The organism is Stenotrophomonas sp. AS012628 (genome assembly GCF_010608305.1).
GTDB classification, from domain to species: Bacteria; Pseudomonadota; Gammaproteobacteria; order Xanthomonadales; family Xanthomonadaceae; genus Stenotrophomonas; species Stenotrophomonas geniculata.
In genome coordinates, this window is record NZ_VMBJ01000003.1 from 96977 (window position 1) to 113011 (window position 16035).

The following is a 16035-nucleotide window of genomic DNA, read 5'->3' on the forward strand; positions in this document are numbered from 1 at the left end:
ACCGATGAATACTGCTGTGGATGCTGTCGAACGTACTGAGATCCTGATCATCGGTGCCGGCCCGGCCGGCTCCGTGGCTGCGGCGATGCTGCGCCAGCAGGGCCGCCAGGTGCTGATGCTGGAGCGTCAGCAGTTCCCGCGCTTCTCCATCGGCGAAAGCCTGCTGCCCCAGAGCATGGAATACATTGAAGCCGCCGGGCTGCTGCAGGATGTGGTCGAGGCCGGCTTCCAGTACAAGAACGGCGCCGCTTTCGTGCACGGCGAAGCGCGTACCGCCTTCGACTTCCGGAAGAAGTTCTCGCCAGGCTGGGGCACCACCTACCAGGTGCAGCGCGCCGACTTCGACAACGTGCTGGCACGCGGTGCCGAGCGCATGGGCACCACGCTGCGTTTTGGTGATGAAGTGCTGTCGGTCGAACCCGGTGAACAGCCCACGGTGAACGTGCGCCGCCCGGATGGCAGCGAATACCGCATCGAAGCCGACTTCATCCTCGATGCCTCCGGCTTCGCACGCCTGCTGCCGCGCCTGCTGCAGCTGGAATCGCCATCCAACTTCCCGGTGCGCGGCGCGATCTTCTGCCACGTGCGCGACAACATTCCGGCCGAAGCGGACTTCGATCGCAACAAGATCCTGATCACCACCCACCCCGAGCACGTCGACGTCTGGTACTGGACGATCCCGTTCTCCAACGGCTGCTGCTCGCTGGGCGTGGTCGCCGAGCCGTCGTTCTTCGAGCGCTACGAGGGTGACGACCTGCAGAAGCTGCAGGCCATCGTCGGCGAGGACCCCAACCTGACCCGCCTGCTGGCCAACGCCGAATGGGCGGTGCTGCCGGTGCGCCGCATCACCGGCTACTCGGCCAACGTCAGTTCGCTGTGGGGGCCCGGCTATGCCCTGCTGGGCAACGCCGGCGAGTTCCTCGACCCGGTGTTCTCGTCCGGTGTGACCATTGCCTTCAAGTCCGCGCAGCTGGCCAGCGAATGCCTGGCGCGCCGCTATGCCGGTGAAACCGTCGACTGGGAAGCTGAATTCTCGATCCCGCTGCGCGCCGGCGTGAAGACCTTCCGCCGCTTCGTCGAAAGCTGGTACGAAGGCGGCTTCCAGAAGATCATCTACCACCCGCAGCAGCAGCCCGAAGTGCGCGACATGATCAGCTCCATCCTGGCCGGCTACGCCTGGGACACCAACAACCCGTATGTGGCCGACGAAAGCGGCCGTCGCATGCGCGTGCTGGAGGAATTGTGCAGCGCCTGATCTTCCGTACTGCGGCCCTGCTGCTGTGCCTGCTGCTGGCCGCCTGTGCCGGGCGCATGCCCAAGCCACAGGTGGAACTGCCGCCGCTGCGCCTGTCGCCGGCCAGCCTGCCGGCGCCGCTGGCCCTGCAGCAGCAGCTGCATTTCCGCTTCGGCAGCCATGAGCGCGACCTCGACGCGCTGCTGGAGGCCGACGCGCAGCGGGTGCAGCTGGCGGTGCAGGCGATGGGCCAGACCGGCGTGCGCCTGCAGTGGGACGGCCAGCAGCTGACCCAGCAGCGCGCGCCGTGGCTGCCGCCGCAGGTACGTGCCGAGCGTGTGCTGGATGACCTGCAGTTCGCGCTGTGGCCGACCGCGGCCATCGCCGCCGCGCTGCCGGCCGACTGGCAGGTCAGCGACGACGGCCTGCAGCGCAGCCTGTCGCGCGACGGCACGGTGTGGCTGCTGCTGCAGCGCCTGGACGATGGCAGCGTGCAGCTGGACAACCGTGCCGAAGGCTATGCGCTGCGCATCGAATCGATCGATATGGCCGGACAGGACCGATGAGTGCACCGATCTACCTGAACGACCTGGGCGTGGTCTGCGCGCTCGGCGATGGCCGCACTGCGGTCGCGTCGGCGATGTTCGCCGATGTGCCGGGCGGGCTCAGCGACAACGACAGCCTGCTGCCGGGGCGCACCCTGGCGCTGGGAGAGGTCCGCACGCCTCTGCCGGCGCTGGAAGACCTGCCGGTGGCCCTGCGCGGGCGCAACAACGCCCTGCTGGACGTGGCGCTGGCGCAGATCGCACCGGCGGTGGCCGCGGCGATTGCCCGCCATGGTGCCGAGCGCGTGGCGGTGGTGCTGGGCACCAGCACCTCGGGCATCGGTGAATCCGAGCAGGCCCTGCGCAGCCACGCCGAACAGGGCCAGTGGCCGCAGGGCTTCGATTACGCCCAGCAGGAAATGGGCACCGCTGCGCAGTTCGTGCGCCAGCGCAGCGGCGCACAGGGACCGGCGTGGACCCTGTCCACGGCGTGTTCGTCCAGTGCCAAGGCACTGATGTCAGCCGCGCGCATGCTGCGCGCCGGCATCGTCGATGCGGTGATCGCCGGTGGCGCCGATTCGCTGTGCCGCTTCACCGTGGCTGGCTTCAGCGCGCTGGAATCGGTGTCGGCGGCACGCTGCAACCCGTTCTCGCAGCACCGCGCCGGCATCAACATCGGCGAAGGCGCCGCGCTGTTCCTGCTCACCCGCGAGCCCGGCCCGGTGTGCCTGGCGGGGTGGGGCGAATCGGCCGACGCGCACCACATGTCCGCTCCCGACCCGCAGGGGCTAGGTGCCATCGACGCGCTGCAGCAGGCGCTGCTGCGCGCAGGCTGGGGCGCCGACGAAGTGGATTACGTGAACCTGCATGGCACCGCCACCGGCCACAACGATGCGATGGAAAGCCTGGCGGTCTCGCAGGTGCTGGGCAACAGCGTGCCAGCCAGTTCGACCAAGCCGCTGACCGGGCACACGCTGGGTGCCTCGGGCGCGATCGAGGCCGCGCTGTGCTGGATCCTGCTGGCCGAGAACCCGCAGCAGCAGCTGCCGCCGCACTGGTGGGACGGCGTGGCCGACCCAGCGCTGCCGGTGTTGCCGCTGGTCGCACCGGCCACCCGCCTGGCGCAGCCGCCGCGACGGGTGCTGAGCAATTCGTTCGCTTTCGGCGGCAGCAACGCCGTGCTGGCACTGGAGCGTCGATGAACACGCTGTATGCAATCGAAGAGGTGGTGCCGCACCGCCAGGACATGTGCCTGCTGCAGCGCATCACGCATTGGGACCAGGACACCCTCGAGGCCGAACTGGTGGTGCCCGAGGCCGGCCTGTTCGTGGAGAACGGCGAAGTGCCGGCGTGGGTCGGCATCGAATACATGGCGCAGGCCATCGCGGCCTGGGCCGGCTGCCGCGCGCGTGCGGCCGGCAAGCCGCCGCAGCTGGGCTTCCTGCTCGGCAGCCGCCGCTACAGCAGCGCGCGCAGCAGCTTCCCCGCCGGTTCGCGGCTGCGCGTACAGGCGCGCTGCGAGCTGTTGGGTGACAATGGATTGGGGATGTTCGCCTGCCGCATCCTGGCAGGTGAGGACGAATGGGCGACAGCCAACGTGTCGGTGTTCGAACCGGCCGACGCGATGGCCTATCTGGAGAGTGGACAGGCATGACAGGGAATCGAAGCGTGCTGGTGACCGGCGCCAGCCGGGGCATCGGCCGGGCCATCGCGCTGCGCATCGCGCGTGATGGCTTCGACGTGGTGGTGCATTGCCGCAGCCGCCTGGAAGAGGCACAGGCCGTGGTGGCCGAGATCCATGCACTGGGCCAGCAGGCCCGCGTGCTGGCGTTCGACGTGGCTGACCGCGAGGCCGCACGCGCCGCGCTGGAGGCCGATGTCGAGGCGCATGGCGCGTACTACGGCGTGGTCTGCAACGCCGGCATCGCCCGTGATGGTGCTTTCCCGGCACTGTCGGCCGAGGATTGGGACCAGGTCATCCACACCAATCTGGATGGCTTCTACAACGTGCTGCATCCGCTGATCATGCCGATGGTGCGGCGGCGCAAGCCCGGCCGCATCGTCACCCTGTCGTCGGTGTCCGGACTGGCCGGCAATCGCGGCCAGGTCAACTACAGTGCCGCCAAGGCCGGCATCATCGGTGCCACCAAGGCCCTGGCGCTCGAACTGGCCAGCCGCCAGATCACCGTCAACTGCGTGGCTCCGGGCCTGATCGAGACCGAAATGCTCAACGATGAAGTGATCGAACACGCGCTCAAGCTGATTCCCGCTGGCCGTGTCGGCCGCCCCGACGAAGTGGCGGCGACGGTGTCGTTCCTGCTGTCCGAGCCGGCCGGCTACATCACCCGCCAGGTGATCTCGGTGAACGGGGGCATGCTCTGATGGGCGCCGATCGTCGCGTGGTGGTTACCGGTGCTGCGGCCATCAGTCCGCTTGGCCACGACTGGCCCACCATCGAAGCGCACCTGCGCAGCTGCCGCAATGCCGTGCGCACGATGCCCGAATGGGATGTCTATGCCGGCCTGAACACCAAGCTGGCCGCGCCGGCGCAGGACTTCGAGCTGCCGCCGAACTACAACCGCAAGACCACCCGCTCGATGGGCAAGGTCGCGGTCATGTCGGTGCGCGCCACCGAGGTGGCGCTGCGCGAAGCCGGCCTGCACGAGCATCCGGTACTGCGCAGCGGCCGTACCGGCGTGGCCTACGGCTCGTCCTCGGGCAGCCATGAGGCCACCGGCGAATTCGGGCGCATGCTCAACGAATTCACCACCGAAGGCATCAGTGCCACCACCTACCTGAAGATGATGAGCCACACCGCGCCGGTCAACATCGGCGTGTTCTTCGGTTTGTCCGGGCGCGTCTACACCACCTCCAGCGCCTGCACCTCGGGCAGCCAGGGCGTGGGCGCGGCCTATGAAGCGATCCGCAGCGGCAAGCAGACGGTGATGGTGGCCGGCGGTGCCGAGCAGCTCGATGCCACCGCTGCGGCGGTATTCGACACCCTGTTCGCCACCAGCGTGCGCAACGATGCGCCGCAGACCACGCCGCGCCCGTTCGATGCTGGCCGTGATGGCCTGGTGCTGGGCGAGGGTGCCTGTACGCTGATCCTGGAAGACCTGGAGCACGCGCAGGCGCGCGGTGCCACCATTCTTGCCGAGGTGGTCGGCTACGGCACCAACAGCGACGGCCAGCACGTCACCCAGCCCAGCGCCGACACCATGGCCCAGGCCATGCGCCTGGCGCTGGAGGATGCGGGCCTGGAGCCGGCGCAGATCGACTACGTCAACGCCCACGGCACCGCCACCGATCACGGCGACATCGCCGAGACCCAGGCCACCGCGCAGGTGTTCGGCAGCCGCATGCCGATCAGCTCGCTGAAGAGCTATGTCGGCCACATGCTCGGCGCCTGTGGTGCGTTCGAGGCCTGGATGAGCATCGAGATGATGCGTGCTGGCTGGTTCGCGCCGACCCTGAACCTGGCCGAGGTCGACCCGCGCTGTGGCCAGCTCGACTTCATCACCGGCCAAGGCCGCGAACTGCAGGCCGAGTACGTGATGAGCAACAACTTCGCCTTCGGCGGCATCAACACCTCTCTGGTGTTCCGCCGCTGGCGCGAGTGATCCACCGCCCCACCGCCGTTGTTCCCGCAACCTACCCGCACCCTCGACAAGGAGATGTTCCGATGCGCCGCACCCTGATGATCGCCACGGCCACCGCACTGCTGGCCCTGGCCTCCACCGCTTCTGCCCGCGATACCCGCGTGGAGCAGTCCCTGCAGGAACTGGTCAGTTCGCAGGCTGCCAAGGACGCCGGCATCGACGGCAGCGTCCGCTTCTACCTGGCCGGCCAGCCGGTCAGCGTGCAGCAGCGCCTGGGCGAAGACGTGACCAACAAGAAGACCAACGCCGCCAACAAGAGCGATGCCGAAGCCTGCCGCTGGGTCGCACTGTCGGCGCTGCGCGCGTTGCAGGACGGCGCCAAGTCGCGCGGCGCCAACGCCGTGGTCGACATCGTCAGCTACTACAAGAAGAACGAGTTCAAGAGCAGCACCAACTACGAATGCTACGCCGGTGCGATCCTCGCCGGCGTCGCGCTGAAGGGTACCTACGCCAAGGTCAAGTAAGCGCCTGCGTGGTGCCGGCCGTGGCTGAACGCCGCCGCCACATTGCTGAACCCCGCCGGGGAAACGCCGTCGATCACGCCGTCATCGTCGGATGACGGCTTTCCCCGGTGTCGGCTTTCCGACACAATCATGGCTCTTCCCGGGTTATCGTCCCGCGGACATGCACGCCTACGTCTATAAAAGCCAACTCAAGCCGGACACCTACGTCTACGTTCCCCGTCGCGATGATTTCAGCGCGCTGCCTGCGCCGCTGCTCACCTCGCTGGGGACGCTCGCCTTCGTCCTGGACGTGGCCCTGGATGCCCAGCGCCGCCTGGCCCAGGCCGATCCGGAAAAGGTCCGCAGCGAAATGAGCGAGCGCGGGTTCTACCTGCAGGTGCCGCCGTCGGTGGCCAGCCTGATGCCGCGCCACTATGACTGACACGTCCCGTCCGCGCGCCCTGTCGATCGCCTTCGCCGTGGGCGCCGTGCTGGCGCTGGGCGCCGCCGTGGGCGGCGTTCCAGGCGCCATCCTTGCTGCACTGGCGCAGCCGGCGTTCGCGCTGGGTGTGTCGTGGTGGCGGCGCAGCCGCGCGCTGCTGCCGCTGAAGGTGGTCGCGCGCCAGGACCTGCCGGCGCTGCTGGCGTTGTGGACGGCAGCGCCGTTGTTGCTGGCGCTGCTGCTGGCCTGGCCGCTGGCCGCACTGCGTGACAGCGGCAGCCTTGCGGCGGTGCTGGGCCTGAGCGTGCTGGTCAGTGCCGGCCTGCTGGCGGCCTGGCGCACCTGGCCGCTGTGGAACGATGTCGAACGCCTCGATGGCAGCCTGGCCCAGCACTGGCAGGCGCTGGCTGGGCGCGACCTGACCGCCTGGCGTGGCCTCTGCGTGGCCGCGCTGGTGATCGCGCTGGCCGCGCTGGTGGTGCTGCCGGCCTGGCCGGGCCTGCTGCCGGAAAGCGCGCGCTGGCCCGCCGCGCTGGCGGTCGTGCTGCTGTCGCCGGTGCTGCACCTGCTGCTGCAGCGGGTCGCGCCCGCGCCGCTGGTGTCGCTGCGCGCGAGCCCGTTGGCCACCGCCGGCAACGAGCACGAACCGATGTTCGCCGCCGCGGCCGAAACCGCGCCGCTGGAGGCGATGGCACCGCAGGAACTGACCCCGGCACTGTATGAAGCCGCCCGCCATGGCCGCATCGACCGGGGCCTGCAGCTGCTGCAGGCCGGTGCCGATCCGTATGCGCTGCCGGACCCGAACTGGCGCGACCAGCGCAGCCTGGCGGTGCTGGCGGCGGTGCTGCCGGACCTGCGCCTGCTGCGCGAACTGATCGCCCGCGGCGTCGATGTGAATGCGCCGCACCGGGGCATGACCCCGCTGCTGGCCGCCACCCGCGACAGCTGGCACGGCCGCCCCGAAGCGGTGATGACCCTGCTCGCCAACGGCGCCGACTCGCGTGCCGTCGACAGCGATGGCAACACCCCGCTGCACCATGCCGCGCGCAGTTCCGACCCGGGCGTGGCCGCGCTGCTGCGCGATGCCGCCGCCGAAGTCGATGCGTTGAACAACGAGGGCTGGTCGCCGCTGGCGGTGGCCTGCCAGGTCGGCAACTGGCGCCTGGCCCGCTTCCTGCTCGAACGCGGTGCGCGCAGCGAACCGGCCGAGGGCACGCCGGTGCTGCTGGCCGCCGCTGCCACCGAAGATGACGATCCGGCCGGGGTGCAGCTGCTGCTCAAGCACAAGGCGCGCGCCGACGCCCGCGATCGCCAGCGCCGCAGTGCATTGCACGAGGCGGCCCTGGCCGGCCACGTGGAGATCATCGGCGTGCTGCTCGGCGCCGGTGCCAATCTGGAAGCGCGCGATGCGCTGGGCCGTACGCCATGGCTGGAAGCGGCCCGTGCCGGTCGTGCCGCCGTGGTCGAGCATCTGCTGCCGCACAAGCCGGACCTGGTCGCGGTGGACGGCGAAGGCCGCAACGCGGTGCAGCTGGCGGCGATGGCCGAGGATGTCTCACCGCTGCTGATCAAGCGCCTGGTCGAACTGGGCATCGCCGCCGATGCCGCCGATCCGGTCGGTCGCCGTGCGGTGGACTACGCTGCCGAAGCCGGCCGCTGGGCGATCGTGGCTCTGCTGGACCCCTCCTATCCGTTGCCGGCCGCGGTCAGTGATGGCCTGGCCGAGCGCGGCGAAGCCGCCAGTGCCAGTGGCCTGCTGCCGGACCGTCCGCCGTTGACCCTGCTGCGTGAAGCGCTGGGCTTCGGCAACACCGAAGGCATGGCCGCGCTGGCCAAGCTGTGCCAGCCGGAAGAACTGGGTGGCCTGCTGCTCGATCCGGAACTGGCGCTGGAGCCGCGTGCGGTCGATTGGCTGCTGGCCCACGGTGCCGATCCCTACGTGCGTGACGCCTGTTCCGACACGCCGATGTTCGCGCTGTTGTCGCGCGGCATCGACGCGGTGCCGGCGCTGCAGGTCATGCTGCAGCGTGGCCTGTCGCCGGCCGGACGCGGTGGCCTGGCACGCTTCCTCGCCGCGTGTGCGCAGCACGACCAGGCCGCCCGTGGCCTGGAACAGCTGGCACTGGAACTGCTGGAACGTGGCGCCGATCCGTTCGCCGCCTCGCCGGCCGGTGATCCGCCGCTGTCGCTGGCGGTGCGCCTGGGCTGGCTGCGCCTGCAGCAGGCCCTGCTCAAGGCCGGTGTCGATCGCGAAGCGCGCGACAGCCATGGCATGACCGCATTGCATCTGGCCACCGCATTGGCCCGCGAAGGCGCGCTGAAGCTGCTGGTGCAGCACGGTGCCTCGCCGGAAGCCCGTGCCGCCGACGGCCAGACGCCGCTGGGCGTGGCGCTGTCGATTGGTCGCCGCGATCTGGCTGACTGGCTGGACTGGCGGGTGTGGCCGTTGCCGCGCCGTACCCTGCGCGAGGCCGATCTGCCGGCCGCCGCGATGGCCGGTGATGTGGACGCCGTGCGCCGCCTGATCGACCTGGGCTTCGCCGTTGATGCGGTCGACGCACAGGGCTGCACCGCGCTGCTGCGCGCCGCCGGTGGTGGCCATCTGGCGGTGACTGACCTGCTGCTGGCGCGTGGCGCCGATCCGCAGCACGCTGCGGCCAGTGGGGCTACGCCGCTGTCGGCGGCGGTCAGCATGCGCCAGGTGGATATCGTCTCGGCCCTGCTCGACGCCGGCGCCAAGCTGGAACACCGCCTGCCGGGCGGCGTGACCGTGCTGATGCTGGCCTCGGCGCTGGGCCTGCCGGACATCGTCGCGCGCCTGCTCACTGCCGGTGCCGACGTGCATGCCGGTGATGCGCAACAGCTGGGCCCGCTGCACTGCGCCGCACTGTACGGTTTCAGTGCCCGCGACCGCTCGCGCCTGCTGGCCCTGCTCGACACCCTGCTGCTGGCCGGTGCCGAACCGGACCAGGCCGCTGCCGGTTCGGTGACGCCGCTGCTGCTGTTGCTGGGTGCGCGTGCCGAGCCGGGTACCGCCTGCGAGGAGCAGGTGGTGATGGCGGCGGTGGAGCGCCTGCTGGATGAAGACGTCAGCCTGGACGTGCGCGATCCGCGCGGTTTCGGCCCGCTGCACCTGGCCGCGCTGCATGGCCTGCCGCTGCTGGTGCAGCGCCTGCTGCGTGCCGGTGCCGATCCGGAAGTGCGCGACAGCCTCAACCGCAGCCCGCGCGAGATCGCGGTGATGCGTGGCTTCATCGACGTGGCCGGTGAGTTCGAACCGCGCGTGCCGGGCGTTTCGTCGATGGCGCGGTTCCTGCGCGACAACGGCTGATTCCTGGAAAAGGGTCGTGCCGGCCGCTGGCCGGCAACCGCAATCTGTGGTGGGTGCCGACCGTTGGTCGGCACCCTACTTGCCGTCGCTTTCCGCGTCGGCCTCGAACAGATGCATCAGGTCGTTGCGTGCATCGCGCGAGGTCTGGATCACCGCCGCCTCGTCGTCGTACACCAGATACTGGTCGCGCAGCAGCTGTTCGTCGTGCTCGCGGAAGCGCTGCACATGGCGTTCGGCAACGTCCGGTGCCACGCCCAGCGCGGTCAGCACGCGGCCGCTCATCTCCAGGCTGGTGCCGAACACTTCGCGGAACGGCTCGGCCGACATGTCCATCAGGCGCCACGCATGCTGGCGGTTGCGTGCACGCGCCAGCACCGTCGCGTCCGGGTACAGCCGACGCACCATGCGCACCGCGCGCAGGTTGGTCTCCGGGTCGTCCACAGTGATCACGAACACATCAATGTGCTCACCGCCCGCCGCACGCAGCATCTCCGGCCGGGTCGGGTCGCCGTAGTAGAGCTGGTTGCCGAAGCGGCGCAGGTCGGCCACGGTGTCCGGGTTCGCTTCCAGCGCGACGAACGGCACCTTCTGCGCGGTCAGCAGGCGCGCGATCACCTGGCCGAAACGGCCCATGCCGGCGATCAGCACCTTCGGCCGATTGTCCGGCGCCACCTTGTCGGCCTCGGCGGCCTGACGCGGTGCGGCCTTCTCCTGGCCGAGCAGCTTAAGCAGCGCAATCATCAGCAGTGGCGTGATCGCCATCGACAGGCCGACGATGGCCACCAGCCGGTCATGGTTGGCGTTGCCCAGCAGGTGCGCGCGCTGCGCTTCGTTGAACACCACGAAGGCGAACTCGCCGCCCAGCCACAGCACGCTGCCCAGCAGCAGCGACTGTCGCGAACTGAGTTTGGCGATACGCCCGATCACGTAGAGCAGGCTGAACTTGACCACCAGCAGGATCGCCACGCCGGCAGCGATCAGCCACGGCTCGGCGGCGATGCGGTCCAGATCGATGCCCATCCCCACCGCGATGAAGAACAGGCCCAGCAGCAGCCCCTTGAACGGCTCGATCTGCGCTTCCAACTCGTGCCGGAACTCCGAATCGGACAGCAGCACGCCGGCCAGGAACGCGCCCAGGCTGGGGCTGAGGCCGGCTTCCTGCATGAACCAGGCGGTGCCCAGCACCACCAGCAGTGCCGTGGCGGTGAATACTTCCGGGCTGCGGGTGCGCGCGATGATGCTGAACACCTTGCGCAGCACCGGTCGCCCGCACAGGATCACCACGGCCAGCGCACCGAGGGCCACGGCGGCGTCTTCCCAGCGCAGGGTCTCGTTCTTCACCCCGCCCAGCAGCGGGATGGCCGCCAGCAGCGGAATCGCGATCAGGTCCTGGAACAGCAGGATGGCGAACCCGAGCCGGCCATGGTCGCTGTTGATCGCCTTGTGCTCGGACAGCAGCTGCAGGCCCACCGCGGTGGATGACAACGCCAGCGCCACGCCCACCACCAGCGCGCTTTTCCATTGGAAATGGTCAAGCAGCAGCAGGCCGCCCAGCACCAGCCCGGACAACGCCACCTGTGCCGTGCCGGCGCCGAACACCGAGCGCCGCATCACCTTCAGGCGTGCCGGCGACAGCTCCAGGCCGATCACGAACAGCAGCATCACCACGCCGATCTCGGCGGCACCGAGGATGCGGTCGGCGTCCTGCACGAAGCCCAGCCCGTCCGGGCCCAGCACCACACCGGCGGCCAGGTAGCCCAGCACCGCGCCGAAGCCGAACTTCTTGAACACCGGCACGGCGATGACCGCCGCCAGCAGCAGCACCAGGGCCAGTTCCAGACCACCGCTATGCATGGGAATACCTGGTCATCGGCGGAGCCCGCTGTGCGTCCATTCGGGTGGGGGAAGGGGTGGCGAGTACCACCGCGTCATTATGCGCGCCGGCCTGTGTATGCACGAGAACAACCTGCCGGGCAGGCGCCCTGCGCACAGCGGCCGGGTTGACCTGCATGGCCCACGGGTCCAGACTGCCCGCCGCTGGCGGCGCGTCCGCCGGCACACGCATCCCGGAGTCCCCAACCCATGTCCAGCGACAGTAGAAGTCGACCTCGTTCGACGCCAGCGATGGCCACCGCCTGACATCGGGACGGTTTGCCTGCGTTGGCGTTGCGCGAGGTCGCACCCCCACAAGGCAAACCCGATGAACCAGAAGCAATTGCTGCGCCCGGTGGCCGATGCCGCCGCACTGGCCGCACCATTGGCGAACTACAACACCGCCGATGCGGTGGAATTCCTCAACACGCTGGAACTCGTGCGCGCTGCGGAAACGCTGGCCGCGCTGCCGTTGCCGCGTGCGGTGAAGATGCTGGAGGCACCGGAACTGCACCGCAGCGGCGAACTGGTAGCCGCGCTGCCGCCGGCCCGCGCCGCCGCCCTGCTTGGGCTGATGGCCGATGACCGTGCCACCGACATCGTCCACGAGCTGGACGAGGAAGAGCGCGCGCGGCTGATCCCGCTGCTGGGCACCGACGCCCGCCAGGCCATCCAGAAGCTGCTCAGCTACCCGCCCAACACCGCCGGCGCGCTGATGACCACCGAGTACGTGGCGGTACCCGCCAGCTGGACCGTGGCGCAGACCCTGCAGCACATCCGCCAGGTCGAGCGCACCCGCGAGACCGTGTACGCCATCTACGTGCTCGACCCGGCCAGCCAGCAGCTGCAGCAGGTGGTGACCATGCGCCGGCTGATCACCGGCCTGCCGGAGGAGTCGATCCTGGACGTGGCCCAGGTCAATCCGCCGGTGACGGTGGATGCGCTGATGGACCAGGAAGAAGTGGCGCGGCTGATCCGCCGCCACGACCTGCTGGCGATTCCGGTGGTCGATGCGCAGCTGCAGATGCTCGGCATCGTCACCGTGGACGACGTGCTCGATGCACTGATCGAGGAATCCACCGAAGACGCGCATAAGTTCGGTGGCATGGAAGCGCTGGACAAGCCGTACATGCAGATCGGCTTCTTCGAGATGCTGCGCAAGCGCGCCGGCTGGCTGAGCGTGCTGTTCCTGGGCGAGATGCTGACCGCCAGCGCGATGCAGCACTACGAGGACGAACTGGCACGCGCGGTGGTGCTGACCCTGTTCATTCCGCTGATCATGAGTTCCGGCGGCAACTCCGGCTCGCAGGCCACCTCGCTGCTGATCCGCAGCCTGGCGCTGCGTGAACTGCGCCTGCGCGACTGGTGGAAGGTGGCCATCCGCGAGATCCCGACCGGCATGGTGCTGGGTGCCATCCTCGGCTGCCTGGCGATCGTGCGCATCGTGATCTGGCAGCTGGGCGGCCTGCATGACTACGGCGAGCACTGGATCCTGCTGGCGATCAGCATCGGTGCCGCCCTGGTCGGCATCGTCACCTTCGGCTCGCTGTCCGGCTCGATGCTGCCCTTCATCCTCAAGCGGCTCGGCTTCGACCCGGCCAGCGCCTCGGCGCCGTTCGTGGCCACCCTGGTGGATGTCACCGGCCTGGTGATCTATTTCAGCATCGCCGCGATGATCCTGCACGGCACGCTGCTGTAACAAAAAAGGGGACGGAGGGGATTAAGTCGTTTGTGCACAAACGACTTAATCCCCTCCGTCCCCTTTTTTGGGTACCGTAGGCGCATGAGTACCTACCACCTGCAGTCTGTGTTCCGTCCGCAGTCGGTCGCGGTGATCGGCGGCAGTCCGCGTGAGCGTTCGGCCGGCCGTGCGGTGATGCGCAATCTGCGCGGCACCGGCTTCCCCGGCAAGGTGGCGTGGATCAACCCGCGGCATGCCGAGATCGATGGCATCCGCACGATCAAGCGGCTGAAGGACCTGGACTGGGTGCCCGACCTGGTGGTGATCACCGCACCGGCGGCGATCGTGCCGCAGGTGGTGCGTACCGCCGCCGAGCGCGGCGTGCAGGCGGCGATCATCCTCACCGCGCACCTGGGCGAAGGCCCGGGTTCGTTGTCCGCACAGGTAGAGGCGGTGGCGCGCAAGCATGGCCTGCGCATCCTCGGGCCGCACTGCCTGGGCGTGATCGCGCCGCACGCGCGACTCAATGCCAGTATCGCCGCACATTTCCCGCAGGCAGGCGACCTCGCCCTGATCTCCGAATCCTCGGCGATCGCCGCCGCGCTGGTGGAGTGGGGCGTAGCGCGCTCGGTCGGCTTCTCCGCGGTGGTCTCGCTGGGCGACACGATGGACGTCGACTTCGGCGACCTGCTCGACTACTTCGCCACCGACTACCGCACCCGCGCCATCCTGCTCTATGTCGAGCAGATCAAGGACGCGCGCAAGTTCATGTCGGCTGCGCGTGCCGCCGCCCGCGCCAAGCCGGTGGTGGTGGTGAAGTCCGGCCGCGCCGAGCGCGTGCAGCCGGGCAGCCGCGATACCCATGTGCAGGCACTGGCCCGCGCCGACGACGTGTACGGCGCCGCGTTCAACCGTGCCGGCCTGCTGCGCGTGGGCGCGCTGGACGAACTGTTCACTGCTGCCGAATCGCTGGGGCGGTTGGGCACCTTCCCGGGCCGTCGCCTGGCGATTCTCAGCAACGGCGGCGGCGTCGGTCGCCTCGCCGTGGACCAGCTGATCGCATTGCGTGGCACGCTGGCCAACCTGTCCGACACCACGGTCGAAAAGCTCGACGCCGTGCTGCCGCAGGGCTGGTCGCGCAGCAATCCGGTCGACATCGTGGTCGACGCCGATGGTGACCGCTATGCCGCGGCCATCGAAGCGCTGCTGGCCGACAACGAGAATGATGCGGTGATGGTGGTCAACGTGCCGACGGCGTTCACCTCGTCCGCAGACGCTGCGCAGGCGCTCACCCGCACGCTCGGCCTGCGTCCGCGCCATCATCGCGACAAGCCGGTGTTCGCGGTGTGGCTGGGCAACGATGACCAGGCCACTGCCACGCTCAACGCGGCGCGGGTGCCGACCTATCCGACCGAGGCGGAGGCAGTACGCGGCTTCCAGCATCTGGTGCGTTACCGCGAAGCGCAGAACGCCCTGATGGAAACGCCACCCAGCCTGCCGCAGGACTTCAATGTCGACGCGGCGGCTGCACGCGCGCTGGTCGATGCCGCGTTGGCCAACGGCCAGCAGTGGCTGGATCCGCTGGCCACCCATGAACTGCTCAAGGCCTACGGCATTCCGTCCGCACCGGTCATGCATGCGCGCGATGCGCACGAGGCGATGGACCTGGCGCAGCCGCTGCTCGAGCGCGGTGCCACGGTCGCACTGAAGATCCTGTCACCGGACATCCCGCACAAGTCGGAAGTGGACGGCGTGCGCCTGAACCTGTCCACGTTGCCGGCGGTGCAGAGCGCGGCCAACGCGATCCTGTCGCGCGCACGCCAGCTGCGGCCGGATGCCCGCATCGATGGCCTGCTGGTACAGCCGACCATCGTCCGCCCGAAGGCACGCGAGATCATTGTCGGTATTGCCGATGACGCGACGTTCGGCCCGGTGATCGTGGTCGGCCGCGGCGGCACCGCTGTCGAAGTGATCAACGACAAGGCGCTGGCGCTGCCTCCGCTGGATCTACGCCTGGCCCACGAGCTGATTGGCCAGACCCGTGCCTCGCGCATCCTCAAGGCCTATGGCGATGTGCCTGCCGCCGACGAGCGCGCACTGGCATTGGCGCTGGTCAAGCTGGCACAACTGGCCGCCGACATTCCCGAAGTACGCACGCTGGACATCAATCCGTTGCTGGTCGACAGCAAGGGCATCCTCGCCCTCGACGCACGTGTGGCCGTGGCACCGTCGCGCATCCTGCACAAGGGCCGTGGCCATCCGCGCTTCTCGGTGTTCCCGTACCCGAAGGAGTGGGAGCGCACCATCGAACTGTCCGATGGCGGCCGCGCCTTCGTGCGTCCGGTGCGTCCGGAAGACGACGCGCTGTTCCGTGCGTTCTTCGCCCGTGTCAGCGACGAGGACCTGCGGCTGCGTTTCTTCCAGTCGGTGAAGCACTTCAGCCACGAATTCATCGCGCGCCTGACCCAGCTCGATTACGCACGCTCGATCGCGCTGGTGGCGATCGAACCGCGCAGTGGCGAAATGCTCGGTGCGGTACGCCTGCACGCCGATGCCGATTACCACCGCGGCGAGTACGGCATCCTGATCCGCTCGGACCTGAAGGGCCACGGCATCGGCTGGCGGCTGATGGCGATCATGATCGAGTACGCCAAGTGGCTGGGCCTGGACATGGTGGAAGGCCAGGTGCTGCGCGAGAACAGCACCATGCTGGCGATGTGCCAGAGCCTGGGGTTCAAGACGAAACTCGACCCGGACGACCCGACGGTGATGATGGTGACCCTGCCGGTGCAGCAGGTTGAGGTGCCCGAAACCCCGTTGTAGAGCCG

At 69.0% G+C, this 16035-nt stretch carries 12 protein-coding genes; 11 read left to right on the forward strand and 1 reads right to left on the reverse strand.

What is annotated here, in order from left to right:
• The first annotated feature begins 4 nt into the window (after positions 1-4).
• The 9 genes from G5A07_RS02785 (at position 5) to G5A07_RS02825 (ending at position 9654) form a co-directional block, all read left to right on the forward strand.
• Positions 5-1255: an NAD(P)/FAD-dependent oxidoreductase gene (locus tag G5A07_RS02785; RefSeq protein WP_019336780.1), complete on the forward strand. Its 1251-nt coding sequence runs from the start codon at positions 5-7 to the stop codon at positions 1253-1255.
• Positions 1243-1800: a DUF3261 domain-containing protein gene (locus tag G5A07_RS02790; protein WP_191862644.1), complete on the forward strand. Its 558-nt coding sequence runs from the start codon at positions 1243-1245 to the stop codon at positions 1798-1800. The genes G5A07_RS02785 and G5A07_RS02790 overlap by 13 nt, the downstream gene beginning before the upstream one ends.
• A complete protein-coding gene (locus G5A07_RS02795) occupies positions 1797-2981 on the forward strand; it encodes a beta-ketoacyl-[acyl-carrier-protein] synthase family protein (protein ID WP_019336778.1) in 1185 nt (394 codons plus the stop codon). The genes G5A07_RS02790 and G5A07_RS02795 overlap by 4 nt, the downstream gene beginning before the upstream one ends.
• Entirely contained in the window at positions 2978-3433 is a 456-nt protein-coding gene (locus tag G5A07_RS02800; RefSeq protein WP_010482310.1) for a hypothetical protein, read from the forward strand. The genes G5A07_RS02795 and G5A07_RS02800 overlap by 4 nt, the downstream gene beginning before the upstream one ends.
• Positions 3430-4161, forward strand: a complete 732-nt coding sequence (locus G5A07_RS02805; RefSeq protein WP_029379816.1) for a 3-ketoacyl-ACP reductase FabG2 — start codon at positions 3430-3432, stop codon at positions 4159-4161. The genes G5A07_RS02800 and G5A07_RS02805 overlap by 4 nt, the downstream gene beginning before the upstream one ends.
• Positions 4161-5399: a beta-ketoacyl-ACP synthase gene (locus tag G5A07_RS02810; protein ID WP_049413131.1), complete on the forward strand. Its 1239-nt coding sequence runs from the start codon at positions 4161-4163 to the stop codon at positions 5397-5399. Before G5A07_RS02805 ends, G5A07_RS02810 begins: the two co-directional genes overlap by 1 nt.
• A gap of 62 nt (positions 5400-5461) precedes the next feature.
• Positions 5462-5902 carry a hypothetical protein gene (locus G5A07_RS02815; protein ID WP_010482305.1) on the forward strand — a complete coding sequence of 147 codons (441 nt, stop codon included), beginning with the start codon at positions 5462-5464 and terminating at the stop codon, positions 5900-5902.
• Between the two features lie 160 nt (positions 5903-6062).
• Positions 6063-6323: a YcgL domain-containing protein gene (locus G5A07_RS02820; RefSeq protein WP_010482302.1), complete on the forward strand. Its 261-nt coding sequence runs from the start codon at positions 6063-6065 to the stop codon at positions 6321-6323.
• Positions 6316-9654, forward strand: coding sequence for an ankyrin repeat domain-containing protein (locus G5A07_RS02825; RefSeq protein WP_191862646.1), 3339 nt, complete (start codon positions 6316-6318; stop codon positions 9652-9654). The genes G5A07_RS02820 and G5A07_RS02825 overlap by 8 nt, the downstream gene beginning before the upstream one ends.
• A 75-nt stretch (positions 9655-9729) precedes the next feature.
• On the opposite strand, the gene G5A07_RS02830 is transcribed toward G5A07_RS02825, so the two are convergent.
• Positions 9730-11508 (reverse strand): monovalent cation:proton antiporter-2 (CPA2) family protein, encoded by a 1779-nt coding sequence (locus G5A07_RS02830; protein WP_019336775.1) that lies wholly within the window; start codon positions 11506-11508, stop codon positions 9730-9732.
• A gap of 346 nt (positions 11509-11854) precedes the next feature.
• On the opposite strand from G5A07_RS02830, the gene mgtE reads away from it, so the two are divergent.
• Together mgtE and G5A07_RS02840 are read left to right on the forward strand one after the other, a co-directional pair.
• Positions 11855-13225, forward strand: a complete 1371-nt coding sequence (gene mgtE / locus G5A07_RS02835) for a magnesium transporter (RefSeq protein WP_191862648.1) — start codon at positions 11855-11857, stop codon at positions 13223-13225.
• A gap of 84 nt (positions 13226-13309) precedes the next feature.
• Entirely contained in the window at positions 13310-16030 is a 2721-nt protein-coding gene (locus tag G5A07_RS02840; RefSeq protein WP_191862650.1) for a bifunctional acetate--CoA ligase family protein/GNAT family N-acetyltransferase, read from the forward strand.
• Positions 16031-16035 lie beyond the last annotated feature (5 nt).

Bases quoted from the DNA above. Each gene is read 5' to 3' on its own strand.
- G5A07_RS02785 (WP_019336780.1), top strand. From the start codon at position 5: ATGAATACTGCTGTGGATGCTGTCGAACGTACTGAGATCCTGATCATC.
- G5A07_RS02795 (WP_019336778.1), top strand. From the start codon at position 1,797: ATGAGTGCACCGATCTACCTGAACGACCTGGGCGTGGTCTGCGCGCTC.
- G5A07_RS02800 (WP_010482310.1), top strand. From the start codon at position 2,978: ATGAACACGCTGTATGCAATCGAAGAGGTGGTGCCGCACCGCCAGGAC.
- G5A07_RS02805 (WP_029379816.1), top strand. From the start codon at position 3,430: ATGACAGGGAATCGAAGCGTGCTGGTGACCGGCGCCAGCCGGGGCATC.
- G5A07_RS02810 (WP_049413131.1), top strand. From the start codon at position 4,161: ATGGGCGCCGATCGTCGCGTGGTGGTTACCGGTGCTGCGGCCATCAGT.
- G5A07_RS02815 (WP_010482305.1), top strand. From the start codon at position 5,462: ATGCGCCGCACCCTGATGATCGCCACGGCCACCGCACTGCTGGCCCTG.
- G5A07_RS02820 (WP_010482302.1), top strand. From the start codon at position 6,063: ATGCACGCCTACGTCTATAAAAGCCAACTCAAGCCGGACACCTACGTC.
- G5A07_RS02825 (WP_191862646.1), top strand. From the start codon at position 6,316: ATGACTGACACGTCCCGTCCGCGCGCCCTGTCGATCGCCTTCGCCGTG.
- G5A07_RS02830 (WP_019336775.1), bottom strand. From the start codon at position 11,508: ATGCATAGCGGTGGTCTGGAACTGGCCCTGGTGCTGCTGCTGGCGGCG.
- mgtE (WP_191862648.1), top strand. From the start codon at position 11,855: ATGAACCAGAAGCAATTGCTGCGCCCGGTGGCCGATGCCGCCGCACTG.
- G5A07_RS02840 (WP_191862650.1), top strand. From the start codon at position 13,310: ATGAGTACCTACCACCTGCAGTCTGTGTTCCGTCCGCAGTCGGTCGCG.